The sequence below is a fragment of the Enterococcus sp. DA9 genome, assembly GCF_008000875.1.
Classification (GTDB): Bacteria; Bacillota; Bacilli; order Lactobacillales; family Enterococcaceae; genus Enterococcus_B; species Enterococcus_B lactis.
The window spans coordinates 305,957-330,262 of sequence record NZ_CP042839.1 but is presented as its reverse complement, the minus strand read 5'-3'; the positions used below and the strand labels follow the sequence as shown (position 1 = coordinate 330,262).

The 24,306-nt window shown below is 38.4% G+C and carries 22 protein-coding genes; 15 read left to right on the top strand and 7 right to left on the bottom strand.

Annotated features, from left to right (window positions below):
- Nucleotides 1-299 precede the first annotated feature (299 nt).
- Complete coding sequence (locus FTX43_RS02425; protein WP_002310075.1) at nt 300-1,460, top strand: NAD(P)-dependent oxidoreductase; 1,161 nt, start codon at nt 300-302, stop codon at nt 1,458-1,460.
- On the opposite strand, the gene FTX43_RS15080 is transcribed toward FTX43_RS02425, so the two are convergent.
- A complete protein-coding gene (locus FTX43_RS15080) occupies nt 1,455-1,577 on the bottom strand; it encodes a hypothetical protein (RefSeq protein ID WP_002316803.1) in 123 nt (40 codons plus the stop codon). The genes FTX43_RS02425 and FTX43_RS15080 overlap by 6 nt on opposite strands.
- Between FTX43_RS15080 and FTX43_RS02415 the strand changes: the two genes are divergently transcribed.
- Nucleotides 1,578-3,437, top strand: coding sequence for an LTA synthase family protein (locus FTX43_RS02415; protein WP_002314105.1), 1,860 nt, complete (start codon nt 1,578-1,580; stop codon nt 3,435-3,437).
- A gap of 109 nt (nt 3,438-3,546) precedes the next feature.
- Nucleotides 3,547-3,981 (top strand): hypothetical protein, encoded by a 435-nt coding sequence (locus tag FTX43_RS02410; protein WP_002310078.1) that lies wholly within the window; start codon nt 3,547-3,549, stop codon nt 3,979-3,981.
- Between the two features lie 256 nt (nt 3,982-4,237).
- On the opposite strand, the gene FTX43_RS14860 is transcribed toward FTX43_RS02410, so the two are convergent.
- Nucleotides 4,238-4,399 (bottom strand): hypothetical protein, encoded by a 162-nt coding sequence (locus tag FTX43_RS14860; RefSeq protein ID WP_002310079.1) that lies wholly within the window; start codon nt 4,397-4,399, stop codon nt 4,238-4,240.
- A gap of 18 nt (nt 4,400-4,417) precedes the next feature.
- Nucleotides 4,418-5,440, bottom strand: coding sequence for a lactonase family protein (locus tag FTX43_RS02405; RefSeq protein WP_002310080.1), 1,023 nt, complete (start codon nt 5,438-5,440; stop codon nt 4,418-4,420).
- A 127-nt stretch (nt 5,441-5,567) separates the two neighbouring features.
- On the opposite strand from FTX43_RS02405, the gene FTX43_RS02400 reads away from it, so the two are divergent.
- Together FTX43_RS02400 and FTX43_RS02395 are read left to right on the top strand one after the other, a co-directional pair.
- Complete coding sequence (locus FTX43_RS02400) at nt 5,568-5,921, top strand: PTS glucitol/sorbitol transporter subunit IIA (RefSeq protein WP_002291472.1); 354 nt, start codon at nt 5,568-5,570, stop codon at nt 5,919-5,921.
- An 11-nt stretch (nt 5,922-5,932) separates the two neighbouring features.
- The gene (locus tag FTX43_RS02395; protein WP_002291475.1) at nt 5,933-7,099 is read left to right on the top strand and encodes an AI-2E family transporter; all 1,167 of its coding nucleotides are present in this window, start codon (nt 5,933-5,935) and stop codon (nt 7,097-7,099) included.
- An 88-nt stretch (nt 7,100-7,187) separates the two neighbouring features.
- Here FTX43_RS02395 and FTX43_RS02390 read toward each other — a convergent pair whose 3' ends face one another.
- A complete protein-coding gene (locus FTX43_RS02390; protein ID WP_002310081.1) occupies nt 7,188-7,808 on the bottom strand; it encodes an NAD(P)H-dependent oxidoreductase in 621 nt (206 codons plus the stop codon).
- Between the two features lie 189 nt (nt 7,809-7,997).
- The gene (locus FTX43_RS02385; protein WP_002291478.1) at nt 7,998-8,294 is read right to left on the bottom strand and encodes a rhodanese-like domain-containing protein; all 297 of its coding nucleotides are present in this window, start codon (nt 8,292-8,294) and stop codon (nt 7,998-8,000) included.
- Between the two features lie 204 nt (nt 8,295-8,498).
- On the opposite strand from FTX43_RS02385, the gene FTX43_RS02380 reads away from it, so the two are divergent.
- From FTX43_RS02380 to FTX43_RS02340, 9 genes are all read left to right on the top strand, one after another.
- Nucleotides 8,499-9,149: a TetR/AcrR family transcriptional regulator gene (locus FTX43_RS02380; RefSeq protein ID WP_002310082.1), complete on the top strand. Its 651-nt coding sequence runs from the start codon at nt 8,499-8,501 to the stop codon at nt 9,147-9,149.
- Nucleotides 9,150-9,164: 15 nt separating this feature from the next.
- Nucleotides 9,165-10,892 (top strand): ABC transporter ATP-binding protein, encoded by a 1,728-nt coding sequence (locus FTX43_RS02375; RefSeq protein WP_002314103.1) that lies wholly within the window; start codon nt 9,165-9,167, stop codon nt 10,890-10,892.
- A complete protein-coding gene (locus FTX43_RS02370) occupies nt 10,889-12,781 on the top strand; it encodes an ABC transporter ATP-binding protein (RefSeq protein WP_002314102.1) in 1,893 nt (630 codons plus the stop codon). The genes FTX43_RS02375 and FTX43_RS02370 overlap by 4 nt, the downstream gene beginning before the upstream one ends.
- Before the next feature lie 204 nt (nt 12,782-12,985).
- Nucleotides 12,986-13,855 (top strand): VOC family protein, encoded by an 870-nt coding sequence (locus FTX43_RS02365; protein ID WP_002310085.1) that lies wholly within the window; start codon nt 12,986-12,988, stop codon nt 13,853-13,855.
- A gap of 207 nt (nt 13,856-14,062) precedes the next feature.
- On the top strand, nt 14,063-15,088 hold the full coding sequence (locus FTX43_RS02360) for a serine hydrolase (protein ID WP_070872596.1): 1,026 nt from the start codon (nt 14,063-14,065) through the stop codon (nt 15,086-15,088).
- A gap of 38 nt (nt 15,089-15,126) precedes the next feature.
- Nucleotides 15,127-16,077, top strand: a complete 951-nt coding sequence (gene manA, locus FTX43_RS02355; RefSeq protein ID WP_002314101.1) for a mannose-6-phosphate isomerase, class I — start codon at nt 15,127-15,129, stop codon at nt 16,075-16,077.
- Nucleotides 16,078-16,169: 92 nt separating this feature from the next.
- Nucleotides 16,170-17,873 (top strand): PTS transporter subunit EIIC, encoded by a 1,704-nt coding sequence (locus FTX43_RS02350; RefSeq protein WP_142644575.1) that lies wholly within the window; start codon nt 16,170-16,172, stop codon nt 17,871-17,873.
- Nucleotide 17,874: 1 nt separating this feature from the next.
- Nucleotides 17,875-19,908 carry a BglG family transcription antiterminator gene (locus tag FTX43_RS02345; RefSeq protein WP_061086267.1) on the top strand — a complete coding sequence of 678 codons (2,034 nt, stop codon included), beginning with the start codon at nt 17,875-17,877 and terminating at the stop codon, nt 19,906-19,908.
- Between the two features lie 10 nt (nt 19,909-19,918).
- On the top strand, nt 19,919-20,359 hold the full coding sequence (locus tag FTX43_RS02340; protein ID WP_002287254.1) for a PTS sugar transporter subunit IIA: 441 nt from the start codon (nt 19,919-19,921) through the stop codon (nt 20,357-20,359).
- Between the two features lie 109 nt (nt 20,360-20,468).
- Here the strand turns inward: FTX43_RS02340 and FTX43_RS02335 are convergent, their stop codons facing one another.
- A complete protein-coding gene (locus FTX43_RS02335) occupies nt 20,469-21,596 on the bottom strand; it encodes an ABC transporter permease (protein ID WP_061086266.1) in 1,128 nt (375 codons plus the stop codon).
- Nucleotides 21,597-21,598: 2 nt separating this feature from the next.
- Nucleotides 21,599-22,276, bottom strand: a complete 678-nt coding sequence (locus tag FTX43_RS02330; RefSeq protein WP_061086265.1) for an ABC transporter ATP-binding protein — start codon at nt 22,274-22,276, stop codon at nt 21,599-21,601.
- Between the two features lie 263 nt (nt 22,277-22,539).
- On the opposite strand from FTX43_RS02330, the gene FTX43_RS02325 reads away from it, so the two are divergent.
- Nucleotides 22,540-24,306, top strand: a complete 1,767-nt coding sequence (locus tag FTX43_RS02325; RefSeq protein ID WP_002310099.1) for a PTS mannitol-specific transporter subunit IIBC — start codon at nt 22,540-22,542, stop codon at nt 24,304-24,306.

Sequence of the window (24,306 nt, the reverse complement as noted above, 5' to 3'; positions counted from 1 at the left end):
TTGTGAAAAAGCCGCTTAGTTTTAAGAAAAAAGAAGAGATTGACGAAATTTGCTTTTCAACTTTTTTGAAATTTTGTCTTATTATCAATGTTAGCTAACTGAACACCATTTATCAAGAAATCTCACCCACAATATTTTGCTCTCAAAAATAAGGCTTATGGCAGTAACTTGCCATGGCCTTATTTTTATCGCTAAGCCTACTCTGCTCTAGCTGCTATTTTTGCTTCTAGGAAGTCAAATGGTAAACAGTTGTCTAATTGCAGTAATTTCGAGATACTTGTTAGTAAGGAGGGGGTTTTATGTATCACGTTCATTTGATTGATGCTATTCCAGAACAAGAGATAGAAAAGTTACAAGGGGAATATTTCAAAATAATAGATGATTTGCCAGCCGAAGGAATAGTCATTCGTAGTACGAAAGTGAAAGATGAATGGCTTACACCAGATTTGCTAGCAATTTCAAGAGCTGGTGTTGGGGTGAACACGATCAACGTTGAAAAAGCTTCTGAAAACGGGACGATCGTCATGAATACACCAGGCGTAAATGCTAATGCAGTAAAAGAGCTTGTTTTGTGCTGTTTGCTCTTATCTTCCCGTCCGATAATCGAAGCAAGTCGTATGGTACAAACACTAACAGGTCCTAATATTTTAGAACAGGCAGAAAACAAAAGAAGTACTTATGTGGGACGAGAATTGCAAGGCAAAACCATCGGTCTTCTTGGTCTTGGCGCGATAGGCACAAAAGTAGCGCTAAGTTGCTATGGCTTAGGGATGGATGTCTTGGGTTATTCTATCCGCGATGCCCAGTTGGATTATGTTCGGCAAGCAGATTTAGAAACAGTTCTTTCTACCTCGGATTACATCGTAGTCATGCTGCCGTTGACAGAAGATACAAAAGGATTGATCAATCAGGCGAATATAGAAAAAATGAAAAAAGATGCTGTACTTATCAATGTAGGAAGAAGTGAAATCGTTGATAAATATGCTGTTATGCAAGCATTGGAAAAACAACATCTGGCCAAATACGTGACTGATTTCCCAGAAGAAGAGTTCTTAGAAAATGACCGTATACTTATGTTGCCTCATCTAGGGGGATCGACTCAGGAAGCTTTGGCAGACAGCGGACGTTTGGCAGTTGAAGCCTTAAAAGATTATCTTTTGTTCGGTACGGTTAGAGAAGCGGTCAATTATCCATCCGCACGAATGTTTTTCCAAGCGCCGTTTCGATTCACTATATTTTATCAAAAGAAAACCAATATATTAGCAGAGATATTTTCTCTGCTGAATAAGAACGAGCTAGTGATCGCAGATATATCGCGTAATCATAAGAATGAGCATGTCTACATATTGATTGACATAGACAGTACTGATTTTGAACAGCTCAATCAAGTGAAACAACAGCTAGAAAAAATTTCTGGAGTACGAAAAGTCCGCTTATTAAAGAAACCAGAAAGGTCATAAAGAAAGAGAATATTTGGATTTCATTAATTCTTCTTTTCGTTCTTTACTTTCGAATTTCGTACAACTAAAATAAGAGAAACAACATTCTTTTGTTGATAGAAATGAAGGAGCAAGCATTTGAAAAGATATATAAGCAGACTTTCAACCAAACAGAAAAAGATTTTAAAAGGAACAGTAGCGATCATCAGTATCTTTTTTCTTGTTGTTTTTAGTAATTTATTTTTGCAGTGGTGTCAAAATGATCTATCCGTAGACCTTGCGTTGAAATTTGCTTTTTCTTGGCATACGGAAAAATTCTTCTTAGCCTGTTTCGTCTTGCTGATTATTCTTATTTTTCTGATTGCACTAGCAGGATCTGTCCCTTTAGGTTCCCTTACGTATGTCGTAGCCATCGGTGTATTAGGTTTTGCAAATTATATGAAAATGAGTTATCGGCAAGAACCGATTTATCCAGACGATTTGAAGATGATCACTGAAATCGGATTGCTGAAAGATATGACCGGCACTATGCTGTTTACAGTGATCTTAGCTGCCGCAGGAACCGTGCTAGGATTGTTCTGCTGGTACATGTTTCGAAGCCTGAAAAAAGGAAGGCGATTCCAATTGATCCGATTAACGACACTGCTTGTGGCAATTGGACTGCTAGGGTATATCAGTAATTTCAACAATCCCGATAATTTGTTGCGAAAAGCATATAATAAAACGGCACTATGGATACCTTACAGCCAGAAAATGAACTACTATAACACTGGTTTTATCGGTGGGTTTTTGTACAATCTGAAGGTAGAACCAATGGATGAACCTGAAGGATATTCGAAAGCAAAGATCAAAGAAATCACTGAAAAATACCAGAAGATAGCCGATGAAAAAAATAAAGCTGTAGAGGAAGAGTCGCCGAACATCGTGTTCGTAATGAGTGAAAGTTTCTCAGATCCTAGTCGATTAAACGGCGTAGAAGTATCTGGTGAGCCATTGGCAGATTATTATGAAGTAGCTGATCAAACATATAGTGGCAATATGCTTTCTCAAAACTATGGCGGTGGAACAGCAAATATCGAATTCGAAGCATTGACTGGTTTTTCTATGGCGTTGTTTAATGCGCAACTCACCACTCCTTACACGATGCTAGTGCCAAAAATGGATCAGCTTCCTTCTATCGTTTCAGCGTTAAACGCACAATCATACCAGACGACAGCGATCCATCCATACAATACTTCGATGTATAAAAGAGAGGATGTTTATCAGACATTAGGATTTGACCAGTTCATCAGCGAGCGTACGATGACCTACACGGATACGATAGAGAATAATCCATATATTTCTGATGAGTCAGCTTACAAAGAAGTAATGACACTTCTCAAGGAAGAAAAAACACCTCAGTTCATTCATTTAGTCACGATGCAGACACATATGCCTTACAATGGAAAGTATGATAGACTGGGCTATTCTGCAGAGATTTCAGATGGAAGTGGGACGCTTGACTTAGAGAATTATCTGCAAGATATTTCCTATAGCAGCACGGCACTGAAGCAATTCACGGAAGAACTGAAGAATCTTTCTAGAAGGACTCTAGTTGTTTTTTGGGGGGATCATCTGCCAGGGATCTATTCAGATACCATCCAAGCCAAAAATGATAAACAAACATTGCATGAAACACAATTCTTGATGTTTGACAGTAAAGGAAAATTAGAAAAGAAAACGACTCAAGATGCAATAACCAGTCCTTTTTATTTTGTAGCGAATCTAATGGAACAGACGAATCAGACAACGAATGGTTTTTATCAGCTGCTTTTATCATTAGAACAAGAACTTCCGGCGTTTGAACGAGAACTGTACTATCAAAACGGACAGTGGTATAAAGAAGCGCAATTCAATCGCTCGCAACAAGAGATTTACGACGAATATCAATTGATCCAATATGACATTGTCGCAGGGAAACAATATAGTTTAGCAGATGGTTTCTTTGAGCACGAATAAGAATGGCGAGCTGTATAGAAACCATTAAATTTTTTCAAGTACTTGTCATTTGAGGATAAAAACAAGTAGAATAAATAATAACAACAATGGAGAAAGTAGGAAAACAAATATGTTACCGAATATTGGCTATTATGTGCAGTCCATCGATCAAATCGTCAAGGAAACCGAAGCAATCGGAGAAGGAATGCATCCGAAATATGAAGTGATCAGAAACGCAATCGATGAAGGAAAAACAAGTGAACTGGACAGATCGACTCTTGAAGAGACCGTCCAGTTATTTGAAGAAGGAACAAAAAAATATCGGGCAATGCTTAAGAAAGTCAGTACATTGCGCCCACCAGCAAAAGCAATGGGCATTCATAAAAATTTTGAAAAAGCTTATCTTTCATATGTAGCAGGCTGTGAAGAAATGATTCAAAGTATTGATCTTGAGTCAGGGGTAGATAAAGATTTATTCAATACATCTGAAGCAAAACAAGACCAAGCGACTGACCAATTGACAGCTGCCATCCAAAAAATGACTAATTTGTTATTGAAAAAATAAAAGAAAAATTTGATGACAATAAAAACTAGAGTTATCTAATATAAATGTAATATTGTCTTTATGATAGAGTGAACAAAATCCTTTATGATAAGAACATACCTATAACCAACAACCTTGTACTTACTCAAAATTGAGTAAATACTCCTTTTCCGCAGAGTCTAACCAACTCGGCGGTTTTTTTATTTATAGAAAAGGACATCAGAACAGACGAAAAAGTCTTGCGCTGATGTCCTTTTCAGATAGTATGGAAGGTTGATTAGTTTTCTACATTCCGTACATATTGTTCAAAGTAGTTCTGTAAATCGGCTTTGAGTTTCTGATATTCCTCTTCGCTATACTCTTTATCTTCGATTTTCCCATCAAAGAAAGGAATATTCAGTTCTTCCCGCAACCTGTCTAATACGTCTTGCTGATTCATTTTATTCTCCTTTTCTTGCTAACGATCAAAATAAACACAGACACATTCTGGTGCATAGACATCTTTTTGCAATAATTCCAGTAATCCTGTTTCAGGATGACGGCGGTATAATGTCAGATTATCGGTATTCTGATTAGCACATACGACAAAACCATTGCTTGGATCTAGTGCGAAATCGCGAGGGAAATCGCCTTCTGTTGAGATGATTTGTTTATTTTGGATGTGAGAACCATCTTCGGAAACTGCGAATACGGCAATCGAGTTGTGTCCCCGATTAGAAGCGTAAAGGAACTTGCCATCATTGGAAATGCGAATAGCAGCCCCTCCATTTTCACCGTCGAATTCTTCTGGCAAGGTCGATATTTTCTGTAATTCTTCAAAATCACCTGTTTCTTTATCATAAGAAAGCACTCGGACTGTGCTGTCTAATTCACCAAATAAATAGGCGAATTGTCCATTCGGATGAAAGACGAGATGGCGAGGGCCTGTTCCTGGCTCTGCAGTGAAGGTAGTTACAAGATTCAATTTGCCGTTTTCGGACACATCATAAGTATACACACGATCTGTACCAAGATCACACACGACTAATCGTTGGTCAGGAGTCAGATCCGTATAATGGACATGCGCATGATCTTGGTTTTTATGAGGGCCTGTCGCTTCTTGATGGAATACTGAATCCGCTGCTTTCAGCTCGCCATCTCCTAATAGGTGATAGACATTTACTTCGCCTTTATGGTAGTTGGCCCCATAGAGCAATTGCCGTGTTTCATCAACCGCTACATAACATAAAGGAGCCCCAGACTCTGTTACCGCATTCAAAAAATGAAAATCCTTGTCGTACGCACCGGCACCACCTAATCCGTCTACACTGGTAACCGTGTAAAGATTGCCAGCTTTGCTTTTTGCTAGGTAAGTAGGGCTGTTCTCTTCAACAGCCAATGAAAGACTGGATAATTCTTCTTTTTCTGTATCAAGATCGATCGTATAGATTCCTTTGCTTTCGCGGCGTGTATAGGTTCCTAAAATTATCTTTTCGATCATATGAGCTGATTCCTCCTAATGGTAATGAAATAGTTTTCGTTTTTATTCTATCACATAATTATTCCCCACGGCTAAAGAATGAGAATGTGTTATACTGTTTTTGAAAGCAAGTAAAGGAGAGAGTGCGATGATTCAGGCAACGATTACAGAAATTGGAACAGAAGCAATAAACAAGGAAGAACCGATGCTGATTTTGTTCGATAAAACAGCAACAGCTGCCTTGCGAAAATATTCGGTGATTCAAGAGGTGTCGAAAGACGAACCTTTTTCTTTGAAAGCAGGCGGAACGATTACTTTTGATGATCAGTCGTATACGATCGATTATGTCGGTCCGATGGCCAATGGAAATTTAGAGACGGTAGCTCACGTATCATTGATTTTTGATACCTGTCCAGAAGAAGGACAAATTGCAAACGGAATCTATCTCCATCCGCATGAACTGCCTGCTATTGGTTTGGGAAGCCAAATTATTTATAACTAACAGGAGGACTTATGGAAGGGAAAAATAAGAAGAACAGACCGGTGTCTTGGTTTTGGCGCTGGTTTTTAAATAATCAAGTGGTCACAGCTTTACTTGTTGTATTGTTAATATTGCTGATCGTCTTTTTATTTACAAAAGTTTCTTATTTGTTTGCACCGATCTGGCAATTTTTAGCAATCGTAGGACTACCTATTATTCTGGCAGGCATCTTGTATTACTTGATGAATCCGGTAGTTGATTACTTTGAGAAGCGAAAAGTACCAAGGCTCTATAGTATCATTGGGCTGTTTGTTTTGGTCGTTGCATTAATCGTATGGGGAAGCGTAGTGATCATACCTAAGATCCAGGAACAAACAGTCAGCTTTATCAGTAACTTTCCTCAATACGTTGATACGATCGATAACAAATTGACCGAGATCTTGAGAGACCCGCTGTTCAACCAATTTCGTGAACAGTTAGAAACAGCAGGTGATAAGTTCATGAATTCAGCAGGTGATATGATCCAAGACATATCTAAGAGTACAGTTCAGAGTCTTGGGAGTTTTGTTGGTGCGGTAGCGACTATTTTAGTAGCTTTGCTGACGATGCCGTTTATCTTATTTTATTTATTGAAAGATGGTAAGCGATTAGCCCCTTATTTCGTCAAGTTTTTACCAACGCGCATGCAAAAACCGACGTTGAATGTGCTGAGTGAAATGAATAGTCAAGTTTCTTCATATATAAGAGGGCAACTAACTGTGGCTTTTGCTGTGGCAATCATGTTTATGATTGGTTTTGCAATCATTGGTCTAGAATATGCTGTCACGTTGGGGATCATTGCAGGGTTCTTAAATCTGATCCCATACTTAGGTTCATTTTTAGCAATGATTCCAGCCATCTTTTTAGCTATTGTGGCAGGTCCATTCATGATCATCAAGGTACTAATCGTTTTTGCAGTAGAACAGACAATAGAAGGACGCTTGATCTCTCCGTTAGTATTGGGAAATCAGTTAGCAATCCATCCAGTAACGATCTTATTAGTTCTGCTGACGTCAGGGAAATTGTTTGGGATCGTTGGTGTGATCTTAGGGATTCCTGTTTATGCAGCAGCTAAAGTAGTGATTACTCATGTTTTTGAATGGTACACAACGATTTCTTCTCTTTATGAAGAAAATCCGTTGAAAAAGCAGAAAGAATAACAAAAAGAGACAGAGGAAAATTTCCAAAGCACAAATGTTGCTTTGAAGATTTTTCCCTCTGTCTCTTTTATATACATTTACCTCAATTTTAAAATGATTTACCTAAAGCAGCAGCTTTATCTAATGCATTTTGCATCAACTCATCTGCACGGTCAGGGTCATAATCGATTCCTTCGATGAATAGTTGATCTACTTGATTGATGCCTACAAAGTTCAAAATACCTTTTACATATTGAGAGGCAAAGTCTTGTCCGTTGTATACACCGCCGTTAGATTGGATGTGCAGCGCTTTTTTACCTGTCACTAATCCTTCTGGCCCGTTTTCTGTATAGCGGAACGTTTTTCCAGCTACATTGACAGTATCGAACCAAGCTTTTAATTTTGTTGGGATATTTAGATTCCATAAGGCGTTTGCGATAACGATTTTATCAGCAGCAAGGAACTGCTCTGTCAATTCATTGAAACGAGCGATTTTTTGTTGTTGACTTTCTGATAAGGAAGTGAATTCTGCACCAGCACGTAATGCTTCCCAACCTGATAATAATTCTTCATCGATTTCTGGAATATCATCGCGATAAAGTTCCAAAACAGTCACTTCATCATCTGGATGAGTTTCTTTATAACTTGTTAAAAAAGACGTCAACGCCTTAACTGTACGTGATTCTTCTGCAGTTAGGGGATGACCTTTGACTACTAAAACAGATGCCATATGCTTACCTTCTCCTTTTATTGCTATGATTGTTATAACTATGACTAACAAAATCAGTTTACTCGAAAAAGAAAAGGCTATCAAGTCATATTGATAAGGTTGAAGAATAAATAACTAAAAAAGACAGGATATAAAAGAGGTTGTGACACGATTTTTGTCACAGCCTCTTTTGAATCTAACAAGCAATGTTCAAGCAACGCTTGACTGAAGAGCTTCCATCCCACCAATGATATAAACAGCACGAAATCCGCTAGCAGTAAGTTGATCGGCTAATGCTTCTGATCGTCTGCCTGTATAGCTTAGAATATAATAAAGTTTTTTTGGATCTAGATTTTTTAATTGTCTTGGCAAGATAGCAGCGGGGATAGAAAGCGAGTGGCTTAAGTGTTTTTTTGTGTAATCTAAAGTATTTCTTGTATCTAAAACGATGCTGTCAGCATCGAGCGGCAATTTATTGAAGTCTTGGACACTAATTGATTGGGCCATTTATCTCATCCTTTGTTTAGTATGTGGCTATTTTAATGGGCAGCTCTCATTAATTCAAATGGAAGGATTCCTCTTATCACTTTTTTAATGTATCGGATAATAATGAAAAAAAACTATGCAAATGTCTTGCGAAACAGGTGGGAGGTGTTATAATGACATAGCGTCATATGACAATGTGTCATCTTAGAAGAAAGGAGGATCCATATGCCGACACAGACATTTTTCCATTTGCCGAAAGAAAAACAAAAAAGGTTAATTGAAGCGGCGAGAATCGAGTTTTCTAGAGTACCTTTGAAAGAAGCCTCGATTGCTAATATCGTCAAATTAGCGGATATCCCTAGAGGCAGTTTCTATCAGTATTTTGAAGATAAAGAGGATCTTTATTTTTATTACTTTGAGACAATGAGACGTGACAGCTCTAAAGATATGTTGCAACTAATGAAAGAATCCGATGGTGATCTATTCAAAGGATTCGAATCCTATTTTTCTAAAATGATTTATGAGATTTTGGAAGGTGAGAATGCTTCTTTTTATCGTAACTTGTTTATGAACATGGATTACCGTGCCTCAAGAAAAGTCGCTCCTCATACGAGTCGCCAAAAATCGCCTCACGATCCACATAAAGAACACAAACAAGATGCAAAAGAGTTGCTTGAATTGATTGATCGGACGAAGCTGAAAGTAAAAAATGATCATGAATTGGAATTACTGATCCAATTAGTGATGAATACTGTATTTACAACAATTGCGCATTCGTATCGCTTATTTTCAACATCTGAAGATTACTCAGTAGAGCAAGCAATCAGTGAATTCAATTTGAAACTTTCTTGGCTGAAAAACGGAGTATATAAATAGAAAGAAGGGAACTAGATGCTAAAAATCGTAAAACGGATCTCCTTGACTTCAGCAATTGCAGCTGCAGTTTTCATGGTGATCCAAGTACTGGCAGATTTATATTTGCCGACACTTACCTCCAATATCATTGATAAAGGGGTAGCGCAAGGAGATGTCGATTATATTTGGCATACAGGTTTTGTGATGATCGGTTTTTCTTTGATCAGTATCTTAGCTGCTATTGCAAATACATTTTTTGCTACTCGAGAATCACAGAAACTGGGTAAGCAATTGCGTACGGATGTCTATAAAAAATCAGAGAGCCTGACAAAAGATGCGTTTGACAAATATGGAACGGCCTCTTTGATCACAAGAACAACCAATGATGTGACTCAAATCCAAATGGTCACACAAATGTTTTTACGTATGATGATCAATGCACCAATCACGTTGATTGGCGCAAGCATACTTGCTTATCAAAAAGATCATCAGTTGACAAAAATCTTCTTAGTCGTCATCCCAGTAATGATTATTTTGATTGGTGGAATCATGTATTTTGCTGTTCCATTATTCAAAAGCATGCAAAAGAAAACTGACCGTTTGAACTTGGTATTTCGAGAAGGGTTGACAGGTGTCAGAGTCATCCGCGCATTCGATAAGACACGCTTTGAAGAAAATCGTTTTGATTTAGCGAATAAAGATTATACAAATACAGCAATCAAAGTTAATACGATTGTCGCATTGATGATGCCGATGATGACATTGATCATGAGCGGTACAAACGTAGCAATCACTTGGTTTGGTGGACACTACATAGCAGATATGACCTTGGAAGTCGGTAATCTGATTGCATTTATGACTTATGCGATGCAGATCTTGATCAGCTTTATGATGCTTTCCGCTATTTTTATCATGGTACCTCGTGCACAAGCTTCAGCTGATCGTATCAATGAGGTGTTGGATGAAAAAATCGGTATCCATGACCCTGAAAATCCTAAAACCGTTTCTTTTGCTGGAAAAGAAGCAACATTGGCCTTCAATCATGTCAATTATCGATATCATGGAGCAGAAAAACTTGCATTGGAAGATATTGATTTTCAAGCTAAGTCAGGCGAAATCGTCGCAATCATAGGAGGAACTGGTTCAGGTAAAACGACCTTAGTCAATTTGATCCCCCGATTATATGACATCGAATCTGGTTCGATCCAAATAAACGGAACGGACATCAGTGAAATGACTCAATATAATTTGCGGGAGCTAATGGGCTTTGTTCCTCAAAAAGCAGTTCTTTTCTCTGGAACGATCCGAGACAATATGCAGTATGGTAAGCCGGATGCAACAGATGAAATGATTTGGAAAGCGTTAGAAATCGCACAAGCTAAAGATTTTGTTTCAGAGATGGAAGATGGATTAGATAGCCATGTGGAACAAGGAGGAGGAAACTTCTCCGGCGGACAAAGACAGCGTCTAGCAATTGCACGAGCATTAGTCAAAACAGCAGACATTTATGTGTTTGATGATTCCTTCTCAGCATTGGATTTCAAAACGGATGCCAATCTTCGCCAAGCATTGAAAACGAATATGAAAGAAAGTATCACGGTTTTAGTTGCTCAACGAGTAAGTACAGTAATGGATGCAGATATGATCCTTGTGCTAGATGAAGGAAAACTAGTTGGCAAGGGAACACATGAAGAACTATTGGCAACAAATGAAACTTATCAAGAAATCGTTCATTCACAACTAAGAGAGGAGGACTTAGCATGAGTAAAACAAACACACGTCCCTCTCACGGACCAGCAGGCGGTCCAGGACACGGCGGACCTGGCAGGAATCTCGGTGTAAAAGGGGAAAAGCCTAAAAATTTCTGGGGAACAGTACGCCGATTGTTTGGCTATATGTCTAAACGTATGGTTGCAATCATCGCTGTATTTGTACTAGCAATAGCAGCCGTGATTTTCCAAATCCAAACACCAAAAGTTTTGGGGAAAGCAACTACAGAAATATTCAAAGGTGTAATGGCTGGCGCGCAACAGATGCAACAAGGGCAACAAGTAACAAAATTTCCGATAGATTTTGATAAAATTGCGCAAATCATTGCAACAGTAATCGTGATGTATTTGATCTCAGCTGTATTCAACTTTTTACAGCAGTTTATTATGACACGTGTTTCACAGCGGACAGTTTATGAGTTGCGTCATGACTTGGAAGCCAAAATGAATCGTGTACCGATTTCCTATTATGATACACATACAAATGGCGATATCATGTCTCGAGCAATCAATGATATGGATAACATCGCAAGCACGCTGCAACAAAATTTGACTCAATTTGTAACTAGTGCAGTCACATTGATCGGGGTCATCGTGATGATGCTTTCAATCAGCTGGCAATTAACGTTAGTCGCGTTATTGATGATCCCTTTAAGCTTGATCATCGTTATGGTCGTTGCGCCAAGATCACAAGTGTTTTTCGCAGATCAGCAAAAAAGTTTAGGTTTATTGAATAACCAAGTAGAAGAAACATATGGTGGTCATACGATCGTTAAAACATTCAATCATACTGAAAAAGATCAGGAAGTATTTGAAAAAGAAAATCAGAATCTGTATGCCGCTGGTTGGAAAGCTCAATTTATTTCGGCAATCATCATGCCGTTGATGAATTTCGTTAAAAATCTAGGCTATGTGTTCGTCGCTGTACTAGGCGGAGTAAAAGTTGCAAATGGGAACATGACATTAGGGGATGTTCAAGCATTCTTGCAATATACGACACAGTTCTCTCAACCAATCACTCAACTTGCAAGTTTGATGAACACTATCCAATCAACGGTTGCTTCAGCCGAACGGGTATTTGAAGTGTTGGATGAAGAAGAGATGTCCAATGAAAAATCTGGCCTTCCAGAAGAAAAAGATACACCATACAAAGTTCGTTTTGAAAATGTTCAATTCGGCTACACACCAGATAACTTGCTAATGACTGATTTCAACTTGGATGTCAAACCTGGTGAGATGGTCGCTATTGTAGGGCCAACCGGTGCAGGAAAGACGACACTGATCAACCTTCTTGAACGGTTCTACGATGTTTCTGGAGGCAGTATTCGTTACGATGGTGTAGATACCCGTGACCTTTCACGTGATGAATTGCGCGCACAGTTTTCAATGGTACTGCAAGATACGTGGCTGTTTACAGGAAGTATCTATGACAATATCAAATATGGGAACGACGATGCAACAGATGAACAAGTCATTGAAGCTGCTAAAGCCGCTCACGTAGATGATTTTGTTCGTAAATTGCCAGAAGGATATAACACTGTATTAAACGAGGATGCAAGCAATATTTCGCAAGGGCAACGTCAGCTGATCACTATTGCGCGGGCATTCTTAGCAAATCCGGATGTCCTGATCCTTGATGAAGCAACATCTAGTGTAGATACACGAACAGAAATACTGATTCAAAAAGCGATGAACCGCCTATTGGAAAACCGAACAAGTTTTGTTGTCGCTCACCGCTTGTCTACAATACGCGATGCAGACAACATTATTGTGATGAATCATGGTTCGATCGTAGAAACTGGAAACCACGATACATTGATGGAAAAAGACGGATTCTATGCAGATCTTTATAACAGTCAGTTTTCTGAAGAAGAAGCTTCATAGAAACGTACAAATTTATTATTTTTCTTTACCGCATGAAGCACATTTCAAGAAAATGAGTTTCATGTGGTTTTTTACTCATTTATTTACAAAAAACAAGTAAAATGCGAAGTTTCTCACACTTTTTTTAACAAAAACAAAGTTATTGCTTGAAAGAAGAAGAATCCATCGTTAAAATAAAGCTTGACGTAGAGGGGAGCAAGAAATATGAGAGATTTTCAATTGGGGGCTGCCACCTATTTAAAAAGTGTAGCCATTCGGGTGAAAGACCGAGATAAAATGATTGATTTTTACAAGAACGTTGTTGGCTTTGATTTGAAAAGAGAAGAAAACGAATTAGCCATTTTAGGAACAGAAGAAGCTGGAAGTGAAATGTTGCTGCTGGAAGAAAGTCCTAGAGCGAATGATCACATGGGGAAGATCAAAAAGCTGAACCGTTTCTCATTGATTATCCCTAGCACAGAAGAACTGGCAGATATTCTTTGCCGTATTCGTAAAATGAATTATCCAATCAAAGAAGCTTTAGAAGATCATGGACGTATGGGGATTTTACTCGTAGACCCAGAAGAGAATGAATTAGAAATTTACCATGAAGAGAATAAGAATGACCAAAGAGAAGTTCCAGAGACGATGGATCAAGAAGCGTTGTTAAGAAAATCTGAAGAAAAATTCAGTAAACTATCAGCAGGATCTTATTTTGAAAAAATCCATTTAAATGTTACTGATTTAGCAAAAGAACGCCAATTTCTTAATCGTGTCCTTGGTTTGAAGGTACATAATGAAGAAGAGGGCATCCATGTATTGAATGAAGGAGACTTCCATGTTGGATTGACAGAAGCAAGTGGTGGTGCCATCGATTTGCCTACAGATGAAGTGATTGGACTTGATTTTCTGAAATTCATGATTGATACTGAAAGCATGGAAGGACTGATTGCTCATTTGCAGCAATTATCAGTCGATTTCTTCTTGGACAAAAAGCATACAGTACTCACAATCTATGATGCCATAGGAATCGAATGGTGGTTCGTCAGTGAGCCAAAAGAAAAGAATAAAACTGACATTCGATGCGACGCTTAACTTTTTCTTTCTTAACGATTGTCGCATGTCTCGTCATTTTATGAACGGTCATACTATCACTTGTTCTAGAGATAGAAAGAGCAAACAGTATACCGAATGAAACTGCGTGGTTTTCCGCGCAGTTTTTTTGTGTAAAAAGGTTGATTCCTCATAGATTAAGCTTTAAGCTTGGACTGTAAGAATCTGACAGAAAAGCAGGAGAAAAAGATGTACCCACAAACGAAACAGCTTATTTTGAAAAAAATGGAAGAAGGATTTTATCCAGGTGTAGCAGCCGCCTTCATCAAAGAAAATCAAGTAGAATCATTTACAGCTGGCTTTGCCCAAGTCGTTCCTGAAAAACAGCCGATGACAGAAGATCTGTTGTTTGATGCAGCATCACTGACGAAAGTCGTTGCAACCACTTCATTAGTTTTGCGTCTATTAGAAGATGGAAAAATAGAACTCGATCAACCACTGCATAAATATCTTTCTGAATTCGAAAATCAGACAATCACTTTGCGTCATTTACTGACACATACTTCTGATATCAAAACATGGATACCAAACAGAGATGAGCTATCTCAGGAAGAATTGATTGCCGCTTATTTGAAGCTAGAACCAGGTGAGCAACTAGGAAAAGAAGTAAAATATACAGATGCCGGAACGATTCTTCTTGGATTGATGCTGGAAAAAATTTACCAAGAAACTGCAGTGGAAGTCTTTCAAGAACAAGTATTGGAACCATTAGAAATGATGAACAGCTTATTTCTTCCTTTTCCTTCCAAAAAAATCGTTCCCACAGAACAACTGCCTTCGGGTGAGGTTTTGCGTGGACAAACTCATGATCCGAAAGCAAGAGTTTTAGCTGAACATGCAGGAAATGCTGGGCTCTTTATCGATTTGAACGACAGCATTACTTTTGTCCAAATGTATTTGAACAAGGGAAAAATCAGTAATGGTCGGTTTTTAGAAGAAGAAACGATTGATTCTTTGCTACAAGATCAAACTCCAGAAAGAAATGGCTATCGTTCTCTAGGGTGGGATTTAAAAAAAGATGTAGGAGACGGTCATGCGATTCTTTTTCATACTGGTTATACAGGTACGTTTTTCTTGATTGATATAAAAACACAAGAAGCGTTGATATTTTTGTCTAATCGCGTACATCCTGTCGATCATCGTGCGGAGTATCTCATATGTCGAGATGAAATTGTTGAAAATTTTTTGAAAGAGAAAGCGGTATTACAGAAATAATGCTATAATAGCTATGAAAAATGAGAGGAGTTTGAATTATGCAAGAACCTATGTTTTTAAAACCAGTTTTTCAAGAAAAAATTTGGGGAGGAAGCCGCTTACGTTCAGTCTTCGGTTTTGATATCCCTAACGATAAAATCGGAGAAGATTGGGCGATCAGTGCGCATCCTCATGGTGTCAGTGTAGTAGAAAATGGCGAATTCAAAGGGAAAAGATTAGATGAACTATGGTCAGAACACAAGGAATTGTTTGGCCATCCTTCAGAACCAGTGTTTCCATTATTGATCAAGATCTTAGATGCAGAAGATGATCTATCTGTACAAGTACATCCAGATGATGCCTATGGGATGAAACATGAAGGTGAATTAGGAAAAACTGAGTGCTGGTATATCATCGATGCTGAACCTGGTGCAGAAATCATCTACGGTCATCATGCAAAGACAAGAGAAGAACTAGCTGAGATGATCAAAAATGGGCGCTGGGATGATCTTTTGAAGAAAGTACCAGTTAAAAAAGGTGATTTCTTTTATGTACCAAGCGGAACGATCCATGCTATTGGTAAAGGGATCATGATTTTAGAAACACAACAAAGCTCCGATACGACCTATCGCGTGTATGACTACGACAGAAAAGATGCGCAAGGACAAACAAGAGAGCTGCATATCCAACAATCGATCGATGTAACAACTGTCCCTGCCAAAACACCAGAACTACAAATCAAAGAAGTTCGAAAAGGGAATTCATCGATCGTCACTTATTTAGAAACTGAGTTTTTCAATGTATATGAGTGGGATATTAAAGGAATCGCATCTTTCAAAAAACAAGCCCCTTATACGTTGATGACAGTGATTGAAGGAGCAGGAGACCTTGTTGTTGACGGAAAAACATATCCATTAGAAAAAGGAACAAGCTGTATCATTCCAAGTGGCGTTTCTGAGTGGACGGTCCAAGGTGAACTAGCAATCATTGCGTCTGAACCAGGCAAATAGTTCCCAGATAGCTGAAAGCGGCAGACGGTTTTCGTTTGCTGCTTTTTCTACATAAAATCCGTCTATCAATAAATAGAAGTATGGTGAAAAAGATGGAATACAAATGGAAAGCAAACAGCAACAGTCGAGTGTTTACGAAACAACTGAGAAAAGCCGGACACCACTTGAATGAGATGATCATGCCAAACCTAAGTCTGTTTATTGCTTGGGGAATCTTGTCATTAGTAATGAAAGGTGTGTCTGGCGATTTGCACGCCACGTTGGAAGAGGTATGCCACTGGATGATTCAACTGCTTTTACCAATCTTGATCAGCTATTCAGGCGGAAAATCGGTAGGGGGACAAAAAGGAGCAGTCGCGGGCGCAATCGCTTCTTTAGGGTTGATTGCTCGTTCCGATGCCCCGCAAATCGTAGGAGCGATGATTATAGGGCCGCTTGCCGGCATCTCGTATGAACAATTTGTTTCTAGATTTCATGCGAAATTCAAAGGTGGTTATGAAATGCTTGTCAGCAACTTACTAGTAGGGCTGATTGGTAGTATTATTTGTATAATTGGAATCGTTTTTATTGAGCCAGCTTTAAATAGTTTCCACCTGTTGCTTGTCTCCGTCGTGTCTTGGCTAGTCAAAATGAATCTGTTGCCGCTTGTCAGTTTGATCCTAGAACCTCTAAAAGTACTATTTTTTAATAATGCAATCAACCATGGTGTGTTGACACCTTTAGGAATCGAATTCTCACAAACAGTCGGGTACTCTTACCTGTTTTTGATGGAGGCAAATCCGGGACCTGGTTTAGGGATCTTACTTGCTATCCTTTGTTTTGCAGAAAAACAGGAAAAAGTAAATGCGAGTGGAGCATTGATGATCCATGCGATTGGCGGGATTCACGAAATCTATTTTCCATTTGTCTTGCTGCGACCGTATCTATTTTTAGCTGTAATGGCTGGTGGGGCAAGCGGCACGTTGATATTTCAATGGTTAGATACGGGATTAGCTGCACCTGTATCGCCCGGGTCACTACTCGTGATTTTTGCCAATACGCCTTATCCGCAACTAGCTGGGGTAAGTATAGGGATAGCAATCAGTACATTTGTGACCTTCATTTGTGCAACGCTGCTATTGAAATTACCGAAAAAAGAAGAAGGAGACAACACGGTCAAAGAAAGGGGAGAAATTTTGGAACTATCTACCATTCATTCTGTCGTTTTTGCGTGTGACTCAGGCATGGGATCAAGCGCTATGGGAGCTGCCCTGCTGAAGAAAAAATTAGCAGCGGAAAAAATTGATCTCGCTGTTGGATACAGCTCTGTCTATGAATTGAACAATCAAGTAAATCAGCTTGTTATCGTCCAACATGAATTAGCGGATCTTGCAAGAGAAAAAGTACCTCAAAGTCAAATTTTCGTATTGAATCACTTTTTGGAAACAGATATCTTGCTGTCACGAATAAAAAAAGCAATCCACGAACCAAATTGGAAAGAAAAAAAAGAGAGAGTAGAAGTAATAGAACAGAAAAAGTCGCCCGTCAACGTTGTGTTTTTGTATAAAAATAATAGACGTGGTTCACAAACCATGGGCATGGCGATTTTAAGTCAATTAGCAAAAAAAGAGAAAAAACAGTTTGTTATCTTAAAGGAACCAATCGAACAGCTCAAAATCCAAGAAGAAACGATTTATATCGCCCAAAGAGAACTAGCTGTAAATGAACAGCTAAAAGAAAAGATCCCTCAGCTAGTCCTAGTGGAACATTGGGTAGCTACGAATGAATACGAAAAACTTGTGAAGGGAGAAAAATAAGATGTACTTATCGCCCAGAGAAAAACAATTATTAGCAGAATTTCTCAGCAGTCCCTCACCTGTGACTATCCAAAAAATGATGAATTTATTGAAAGTCAGCAAGCGGACCATTTACCGCGAATTAGATAATCTTGAAGTCTCATTGAAATCGGTAAATGCTTCGTTGAAAAAAGTAGCAAGAGGTTCGTTTGTCATTGAGGCATCGGAAGAAGTAATGGAGCAATTAAAAGAAAATACAGAGGGGAAAAGCGATGATTTGCCTACTGCTAAACGCCAACACGCAATTTTAGCCGAGTTGTTACTAACGTCAGAACCGTTGAGTCTTGCTCATTTTATGGAATTATACCGCATCAGTAATACCACTTTTTATGCGGATATCAAACAGTTGGAAGAAAGTATCCGCCAACTGCCTTTGGAAATCATTCGGAACCAAGGATATGAGATCGTAGGGCCGGAAAAATACCGTCGGCTTCTAACAGCGAATGTATTAGAATTAGAAATCAATGAATATGAACTTTTTCATAGTATTTCTTTTGATTCATCGCTGAATTACTTTTTTCGATTCGTTGATCCGCAACATCTGTCTCTTGCACGCCAAGTAGTCGGGGAAGAATTGATCCAAAAAAAGACTAATCTAAGTGATAGAAAACTTGAACATTTGGTTTTGATGCTGACATTGACGATGGATCGTGTAACGAAAAATCATTTACTGACAAATGAGACGTATAATGGTCTGGCAAACAAAGAATTGCTTCAGACCGCTAAACGATTATTCTCACAGATTGCTTCTGAGACAAAACAACTTTACCCAGTAAATGAGATCGTCTTTTTTGCAGGATTATTAAATGACTTCACGAACTCATTTGATCAGAATTTCTTTGAAGAAACGTTCGATACACAGCTTGCTTATTTAGTAAAACAACTGATTCAAGAAGTAAGTGAAGAGACGAATGTCCATTTTTATGAAGATGAAACCTTGTACAAAATGCTTTTGACCCATTTGTCTGGTGTGTTTTCAAGAGCCGTTTTACAAGAAGAGACACTGACTAATCCGATTTTAGAAAAAATCATGGTTCAATATGAGGAAATTGCCAATGCAATCCGCAAAGCAGTAGAGCGGATTTTTCAAGAAAAGAAATTATCAGAAGAAGAGATCGCATATATGGTCCTTCATTTTGCAAATTCATTGGAAAGAAGCCCGAAAGAAAGCGATATCAGTATCGCAGGATTCTCACCAAGCGGCTTAGCTTCTACTAGCATGTTGGAACTGCGTTTGAAACGGTATTTTCCTTTCATTCAACAGATTCATTTCTATCGGATCGCTGATTTGAAAAAAATTGATTTACAAGAAGAATATGATATTGTTATTTCTACATCTATTCTACCAGGATATGATGGAAAATATATTTTAGTCTCCCCGCTACTGCTAGAAGATGAAGTCAAGCAGCTAAAAGAAGCTTTTTCGCATATTGAGAAGAAAAAAAGGCAAAAGAATACGTATAACAGCAATAACGAGTGGATGCTAGAAGATACTTATGAGGAAACGATGCATTTCATGGAGCAAATCAATCAATTACTTGATCGTTTCTTTATTCAAGAACTAGATAATCCTAATACGGTCTCTGAAACGATTCGCAGTTTATTTCCTTATTTTCCTGAAGGACTAGTAACAGATGAAGAGGTGGTTCATCGCCGACTGCTTAAGCGATATGAACAAGCACCTATCGGAATTCCTCATACAAATATGGGGTTATTCCATACATCCAGCTCATTGGTTTCTAAACCGATCTTTTGTATTTTCAATTTGAAACAACCGTTGACAATTGACGGGATGGATAGACAGCCAGTCGATTTGTCCCGTATGTTAGTTATGCTGGCGCCTTCGCCAATCCAAGAAAAAGACGGGATTCTTTTAGGAAAGATCAGTGGAGCAATCATCATGAACGATTTGAACACCGAGATCTTCCGCTCAGGAAATAAAGAAATCGTTTATCAATTGTTAGCGAAAATCCTGATTGAAGAAATAAAGAAATGAGGGTGAAAAGATGATCCAGCTACCAGCAGAAAAAATATTGCTCGATCAATCCTATCAAAATTGGAAAGAAGCGTTGACCGAGATCGGCCAGTGGATGACCCAACAAGGGGGAATCAAACCGGCATATATCCAATCAATGATCGAAAGACAAGAAAAAGCGAGTGTCTATATCGGAAATTTCGTAGCCTTGCCACATGGGACTGACAAAGATGAAGAAGTAGTAGAAGAAGGGATCTATTTAGTCCAAGTACCTGATGGTGTGGACTTTGGAACAAAAGAGGAACCAAAAATCGCGACACTCTTATTTGTAGTGGCTTTAAAAAAAGAACATCAGTTAGCTGTGCTACAAGATTTAGCCTTTTTTTGTTCAGACATCGACCAAGTAATGGCACTCAGTGATGCGGAAACCATTGAAGAAGTCCAAATGATTTTTGAACATGGACATATATAACCAATGTTCTCAGTAAAAAAGATGCCTTGCATCAAGTAATAACTTCAACCAAGTGAAAAATAGGAGACGGTGACAAGATTTTTGTCACCGCTCCTATTATTTTTGTGTTTTAATAACTCTTTTTTATATAGATAGCGCACATACCTATGAATAATAGAACAATACTCCATGTACCAAGTGTCAAGATACCATTCATGAAAGTAACCTGTTCTGAAGCTAGTGGAGAGAAAATATCTCCTCCTAGGATCACATTTTGAAAATCAACATAAGAAGTTGGCAAGTAATGACTGATTGATTCTATCCATCCAATCGAAGAAAACAAGCGATACTCTGCTAAGAAAAGACAAAGAAGTGTCCCTAAAAGATTGACTAGAGAATGTTCAAATAAAGCAGATAGAAGAAAACTGATCGTACTTAAAAAGAACACCCACAACAACAAGAACAGAAAACTCTGGAAAAGATATGCATACATCGGAAGGATTCGTATCTCCTGACCAATGATCGTTCCTACAGGATAACGGAAGTCGCCCAAACCATTTTTGATTACTACTAGTATAGAGACGAACAAAAATGGAATCACGAGACTTAGCATAGCTGCACCATAATAAACGGTGAAACGGATGCTATGTTTCTTTACCATACTATCCGGTAATAGATTGACTAGAGAGATTACCTGCTTTCTTTTTTCATAAGAGATGATCGAGGAAAGAAACAAGGCGGTTATACATAAAATCAAAAAACTAGAAATCATTCCTGAAAAAATATTTTCGTAGTAATTCGCTAAAGGGAGGTGCGCTGGCAAGTCAAAAATTGAATATCTTTGGATCTGATGTTCTTTCATATAACGGAGCAACTCTACACGTTTTTGTTGTTCAATGATTGGAAGTCCTTGTCTTTGACCGGAAATCAGCCGGTCCAGTATATCTTTTTCATAATGATAAGTTGCTTCGACCATTTCCTGGACATTCCCTGTGTTTTTTGCACGTAAAATTGCTTCGATCAGTTTGTTGCTTTTCTCTAAACTTTCCACAAATTCTTTCTCATTCTCATCTTCTTTCAACGTTTCAATCAAACGTTGCGCCTCTTCATAGTTATGATTCAGTTCATCGAATTCTGTATAAGCAAGTTCATGATCAAAAAAAAGTGGGAATGCAAAGAGCACGATCAACAATAGAGGAAATAAAAAGTTTACTTTGTTTTTTAGTAAGAGATTGCGTTCAAATGTAAATAAAGTCATAGTTACACCTCATACAATTGACGATAAATCGCTAAAATCTCTTCCATATTTGAGGATTCTGTGACGATTTCTCCATTTTTTAGAAAACATGCTTTAGAACAAATCGATTGGATATTCGCGATAGCGTGGGAAGAAAGAAGAATCGTCTTCCCCTCTTCCTGCCATTGTCTGATCAGCCTATTCAAGATATCCATACTTCCTGGGTCTAACCCGTTCAACGGTTCATCGAATAACATGACAGATGAATCACTGATCAAGTAAGTAGCAAGCAAGACATGTTGTTTCATTCCTAGAGACATTTTTCCAATCGGCAAAGTAAGGTACTCAGTCATCTTCAATCGTTGGAAAACAGTTTGGCATTCTACTTTGCTCTGCCAATAGTATTTGATCAAAGTCAAATAATCAACAGCCGTTAGATAGTCGGATAACTGATTCGTTGATTCTAGAAAAAAGAAAGACCGGCGATAATCTGTATAAGCAGTAGGAGAGATGTTGTGAAGGGACAATTGATCATAAGTTGTTGGCAGCAGTTGGGCAATGCCATTCAGCAAAGTTGTTTTGCCAAATCCGTTCGGGGCAATCAAAGCAGCTACTTCTCCTGATTCTACTAAAAGATCCAATTGTCGAATCACACGTTTTTTACCACGTTTCATGTTCATGTTTTTGATCAGTAATGTCATAGATAGGTCTCCAATATAAATTTTAATATCATAATAAAACAAAAAGCATCCAAATAAAATGCTGACAAAAGTTATTATTTACATATTATAAAAAAGTTAAAATAACATGTTTATTTAAAAGTAAAGTTTGCTGATCCCAAAATTTTTTTATTTTGCTGATATCCTCAAACCTTTGGCACAAAGTTTCGTGCCAAAGTACGACTATTTCTCTTTTTAGTAAGCGAATACAATTAGAGTATCAAAAGGAGAGAGGAAGAGACAAAATGGAACGGATGATTCCCAAAAACAACATTTCGCTAAAAGCGAGGGTACAAAAATTAGGCAGTACCTTATCAAGCATGGTCATGCCAAACATTGGAGCACTGATTGCTTGGGGTGTGTTAACGGCTTTATTTATCCCAGATGGTTATTTGCCAAATGAAGCTTTTGCTACCATGGTAAGCCCGATGCTAACTTATCTGATTCCTTTATTGATCGGCTATACTGGCGGAAAAGTAATTGCTGGTGACCGCGGATCAGTTGTGGGAGCAATTGCAACGATGGGTGTGATTGTCGGAACAGATATTCCAATGATGCTAGGTGCGATGATCATGGGACCTCTTGGTGGATATGCTATCAAGAAATTTGATCAGCTGTTCCAAAAACGGATCAAATCCGGTTTTGAAATGTTGGTCAATAATTTTTCAGCAGGTCTTATCGGTTTTGGATTAGCGTTATTAGGTTTTTCTGCGATTGGTCCAGTTGTCGATACATTGACTCAAGCAATGGCAAAAGGTGTAGAGATCATTTTATCTGCCCATTTGATTCCATTGACAAGTATTTTTATTGAACCAGCAAAAATCTTATTTTTGAATAATGCAATCAATCATGGGATTTTGACACCATTAGGAACTGAACAAGTAGCAGATGCAGGAAAATCTATTCTATTCTTGCTTGAAGCAAATCCTGGTCCAGGACTTGGCGTATTACTTGCTTTTACTTTGTTTGGCAAAGGAGCAGCAAAATCTTCAGCACCAGGTGCTATGATCATCCACTTTTTAGGTGGGATCCATGAAATCTATTTTCCTTACGTCATGATGAAACCGTTATTATTCTTATCAGTTATAGGCGGAGGAATGTCAGGAAGTTTCATTTTCCAATTGATGGATGCTGGACTAAGAGCGCCAGCTTCTCCAGGATCAATCATTGCGATTCTAGCGATGACACCGTTCAATTCTTACCTTCCTGTTATTTTGGGCGTGATTGTTGCCGCAGCTGTTTCATTCGGTATTTCTGCAGTGATTTTGAAAGCGGATGCGAAAGATACAAATGAAGACTTTGAAAAGTCTGTGCAAGAGACAAAAGTAGCTAAACAAGCATCTAAAGGTGCCCAAGGTATTCCTCAAGGAACTGCGCTATCTGGCGTACAAAAAATCATTTTTGCTTGTGATGCAGGGATGGGATCAAGTGCGATGGGCGCTTCGATTTTGAGAAAAAAAGTACAGGAAGCAGACTTGCCTCAAACGGTGACTAACCAAGCAATCAGCCAACTGACAGATGACTCGAATACATTGATCGTTACTCAGGTCGAACTACAAGAAAGAGCAAAACAAAAAGCACCGAACGCGCGTTTTGTTTCAGTAGAAAACTTTTTGAATTCACCTCGATATGATGAAATCATTCAAGAATTGAGCAGCAAACAGGAACCATCAACTTCTGAAACTAAGAACGAGCCAACAGAAGAGTTTCTTTCAGCAAACATCAAACAAATCAAAGAGATTCTACTTGTCCACGATGATCGTTCGGGATCAGCAACAATGGGAATGACTGTGCTCAAAGATATATTAGACAAGAACCATTTAACTATCCCGTTACGAAAAGTCAACATCCAGGAGTTAAAAGGGGAGCCTGATTCACTGATCGTAGCCAAAGAAAGTTTAGCAGAAAAAGCACAGATGGCTGCACCGCAATCCATTCATTTATCGGTTAATAGCATGGTCAACCCACAAAAATTTGAATCAATTGCACAATATTTGAAACAGACAGCTTAA